General features: G+C 67.8%; 3 protein-coding genes. 2 read left to right on the top strand and 1 reads right to left on the bottom strand.

Annotation, left to right across the window (positions count from 1 at the left end; all coding sequences use genetic code 11):
• Positions 1-1,009, bottom strand: a 1,009-nt coding sequence (locus Q0S16_RS18870; protein ID WP_295851385.1) for a patatin-like phospholipase family protein, incomplete at its 3' end; no start/stop codon positions are given.
• A gap of 244 nt (positions 1,010-1,253) precedes the next feature.
• Here Q0S16_RS18870 and Q0S16_RS18865 point away from each other — a divergent pair.
• Together Q0S16_RS18865 and Q0S16_RS18860 are read left to right on the top strand one after the other, a co-directional pair.
• Positions 1,254-2,318, top strand: coding sequence for a hypothetical protein (locus Q0S16_RS18865; protein WP_295851384.1), 1,065 nt, complete (start codon positions 1,254-1,256; stop codon positions 2,316-2,318).
• A 285-nt stretch (positions 2,319-2,603) separates the two neighbouring features.
• Positions 2,604-3,862 (top strand): amidase family protein (locus Q0S16_RS18860; RefSeq protein WP_295851381.1); only part of this gene is annotated, 1,259 nt, incomplete at its 3' end.

Below are 3,862 nucleotides of genomic sequence, written 5' to 3'. Positions count from 1 at the left end.
CCGGCACGTGCGACTCCGGCACCAGAATGTGAATCGCCTCCTGGATCGATTCGATGGCGCGCGCGGCGGCGCGTGAGCCATGCGCGATCAGATCGTCGGCGCGGTGGAAATCGAACCAGCCGATATGGCCGATCCGCGGCGCGATCAGCATGTCCGGTGGATCGCCGGCCAGCCGCGCCCGGGTGATGCGGTCCTGCATGATGTTGAAGGCGTCGACCATCACGCTGGAGATGCCGGGCCGGCCGCCGCTGCCGAAAAATTCCCGCTTCATGGTGCGTTCGGCCGAAAAGAACCGGCCAAGACCGCGCTTCGGCGGCTCGACCTCGACCTCCGGCTCGACCACCTCCGGACCGGTGCCATGGTCGAAGATCGTGATGCTGTGGCCGAACACGTCATTGCTGAGATTGACCGCGATCACGATTTCGGCGCCGAGCGCGCGCGCGGCCGACACCGGCACCGGATTGACCAGCGCGCCATCGACCAGCCAGCGGTCGCCGATCAGCACCGGCGAGAAGATGCCGGGCAGGGCGTAGGAGGCGCGCATCGCATCGACCAGCCGGCCATGGGTCAGCCAGATCTCGTGCCCGGTGCGGACCTCGGTGGCGACGCTGGCGAATTTCAGTGGCAGGTCCTCGATCACGGTCGGGCCGAGCGAGGCTTCCAGCTGGGCGGCCAGCTTGTTGCCGCCGATCAGTCCCGAGCCGTTGAGGCGAATGTCGAGATAGCTCAGCACGCTGCGCGGCTGCAGCCCGCGCGCCCATTCCTCCAGCGTGTCGAGATGGCCGGCCGCGTAGGAGCCGCCGACTACCGCGCCGATCGAGGTGCCGACCACCACATTGGGTATGATGCCATGGGCCAGCAACGTGCGCAGCACGCCGATATGGGCAAAGCCGCGCGCGGCGCCGCCGCCCAGCGCGAGCCCGATTACCGGACGCCGGACGCCGCCCAGCCCGGGTTTGTCACGGCCGTTGGTCCCGTTCGGGTTGCGTCCCATCAAACTCTCCAGCATCCACAAACTTGCCAGCGGAACCGGTAAGCATACCGGACCTATTTACGCGCTGTGGCCGCGCCACGCCAGTCGGTGTTGATTCCCTGGTTGATCCCGCGCCGGGCCGGGGTAAGCGAGAATTGCGACGGTTAGGCGAAGCCGGCGAATATCTGCGCCGCTTTTGCGGCCGGGTTGTCGTAAAGGCGCGCGATTATGCGCGGGGCCGATAGCGAGGCTTGAATTTGCCTCGTTTTCGGTGAAAAGCATGGCGATGATCGCATTGCGCCATGATTTGCAAGCAGCCGCCGGCGGCCGACGCGCGTGGCGTTCGCGGGCGCTGCTCCTGATATGCGTTCTGGTGCTCCCCAACGCCGCCTCGGCGCAGTTTTTTAGTGACCGGCCGCCGCCGGTTCCTCCGGGCACGATCCCCGACATTCCGTCAGGTCCAGCCATCAGCCTGGCGCCGCCGTCCGGCCCGGCCGCGGCGCCGCTGTTGCCGGCGCCGCTCACCCAGCCGCCGGTCGCCGCCGTGACGGCACCGGTGCCGTCGCCACTGCCGCCGGCCGCGCCCGGGCAGGGCGTGCTGGCGCTGACCGCGCGCTATGGCAAGGACATGGCCGTGATCGGCAGCGGGCTGGTGTGGCGGGTCTATTCCGACCGGCCCGACGAGACCGGGGCTTTCAAGCTGATCCGCGAGGACCGCGGTGCGACGCCGAATATCGTGCTGCCGCCCGGCAGCTACGTGGTTCATGTCGCGCTCGGCCTGGTCAGCGCGGTCCGGCCGGTGACGATCAAGTCCGACACCGACCGCGAATCCTTCGTGCTGCCGGCCGGCGGGCTGCGCATCGAGGGCCGCGTCGGCAGCACGAAAATTCCGCAGAACCAGATCTCCTTCAGCATCTACAAAGGCAGCCAGTTCGAAGCGGGTGAGCGTTCGCCGCTGCTGCCCAGCGTCGCCGCCGGCGACGTCGTGCTGCTGCAGGAAGGCACCTATTACATCGTCTCGAATTACGGCGACGCCAATTCCACGGTGCGCTCCGATATTCGCGTCCAGGCCAGCAAGCTGACCGACGTGATCATCACCCACCGCGCCGCGGTGATCACCATGAAGCTGGTCAGCGACAAGGGCGGCGAGGCGCTCGCCAACACCGCGTGGTCGGTGATCACGCCGGCCGGCGACGTCATCAAGGAATCGATCGGCGCGTTCCCGCGCGTCGTGCTGTCGGAAGGCGAGTACCGCGCCATCGCCAAGAACGAAGGCAAGGTGTTCGAGCGCCCGTTCAAGGTCGTCAACGGCGTCGACGGCGAAATCGAAGTGATCGCAAGGTAGCGCGCCCTGTCGTTCCGGGGCGCGAGGGCGCAGCCCGGGCGAACCCGGAACCCCGACATGTTTTGAACATTTCCGGAATACTGCCCCGCCAGCGGTCAGGGCTCTCGCCTATGGCCAAACTGAAGCCGCGGCCGCTCCGTCTGCGGCGGTCATGTCGTCGGTGCCTGGGCGGCGACGATTCGTGGTGACGGATGTGCACTACAGATCCAGATGCGATAGTCTTGGCCGTGCCAGCCGACACCATGAACACCTGATTTCGATACCAGATCCGCGCAAGAGGCCTGCATGAAGAAGCCATCCCGGCGCGATGCCCACCTTGCTTCGGCTATCGCCGGCACGGCGGCGCCGACCCCGCTGAAGCTCGACACCGCGCCCATGAGCGATATCATCGAGGCCTTGGCCGACGGTCGGATCACCGCCACCGCGCTGATCCAGGCCTATCTCGCGCGCATCGAGGCCAATGACCGTGACGGGCCGATGCTCAATTCAGTCCGCGCGCTCAATCCCGACGCGCTCGCGATCGCGGGCGGGCTCGACGGCATCAGGCCGTCGGCCGAGCGGCCGCTGGCCGGCGTTCCGATCCTGGTGAAGGACAATATCGCCACCGGTGACCGGCAGCCGACCACGGCGGGCTCGCTGGCGCTGCGGGGCGCGCGTGCCAAAAACGACGCCACCGTCGTCAAGCGGTTGCGGGACGCCGGCGCGGTGATCCTCGGCAAGGCGAACCTGACGGAATTCGCCAATTTGCTGGCGATCGACATGCCTGCGGGCTACTCGTCGCTCGGCGGTCAGGTGAAGAACCCCTACGCGCCGGCACTGGTGGACGAACATGGCATCCCGGTCCTGCAGCCAGGCGGTTCGAGTTCGGGCTCCGCGGTCGCGGTGGCGGCCGGTCTGTGCGCGGCCTCGATCGGTACCGAGACCTCGGGCTCGCTGCTGTCGCCCGCCAGCCAGAATGGCCTCGTCACCGTCAAGCCGACCGTCGGGCTGATCAGCCGCGCTGGCATCATCCCGATCTCGCACAGCCAGGACACGGCGGGGCCGATGACCCGCACGGTGCGCGACGCGGCGATGCTGCTGAACGTGCTGGCGGCGAGGGACCCGCTCGACCCGGCGACGCGGCGGCAGCGCCGGCCGGCTGATTACACCGCCGGCCTCGCACGCGATGCGATGAAGGGCGCGCGGATCGGCGTGCCCAGCGATCCCGCCGACCCGCTGAACGATGGGTACTACGGCAAGCTGCTACCCGACCGGGTCAAGGTGATGAGTGATGCGATCGAGGTGCTGCGGGATCTCGGCGCCGTCGTGGTGCGCGCCAGCATCCCGACGGCCGGCTGGATCGGCGGACCGGGCACCACCATGGCGGTGCTGAATCGCAATCCGCTCAGCCGAACCAAGGGCCATCCGGCGATGCTGTCGATCGTCTTCCTCTACGAGCTGAAACACGATCTCAACCTCTATCTCAGGGACTGGGCGACGGACACGGAGATCCGGACCATCGCCGACATCGTGGCCTTCAACGCGGCGAATGCCGGCACGGCGCC

It is taken from the genome of Tardiphaga sp. (assembly GCF_025356345.1).
GTDB lineage: Bacteria > Pseudomonadota > Alphaproteobacteria > Rhizobiales > Xanthobacteraceae > Tardiphaga.
This window is presented reverse-complemented; position numbering and strand designations above follow the sequence as displayed.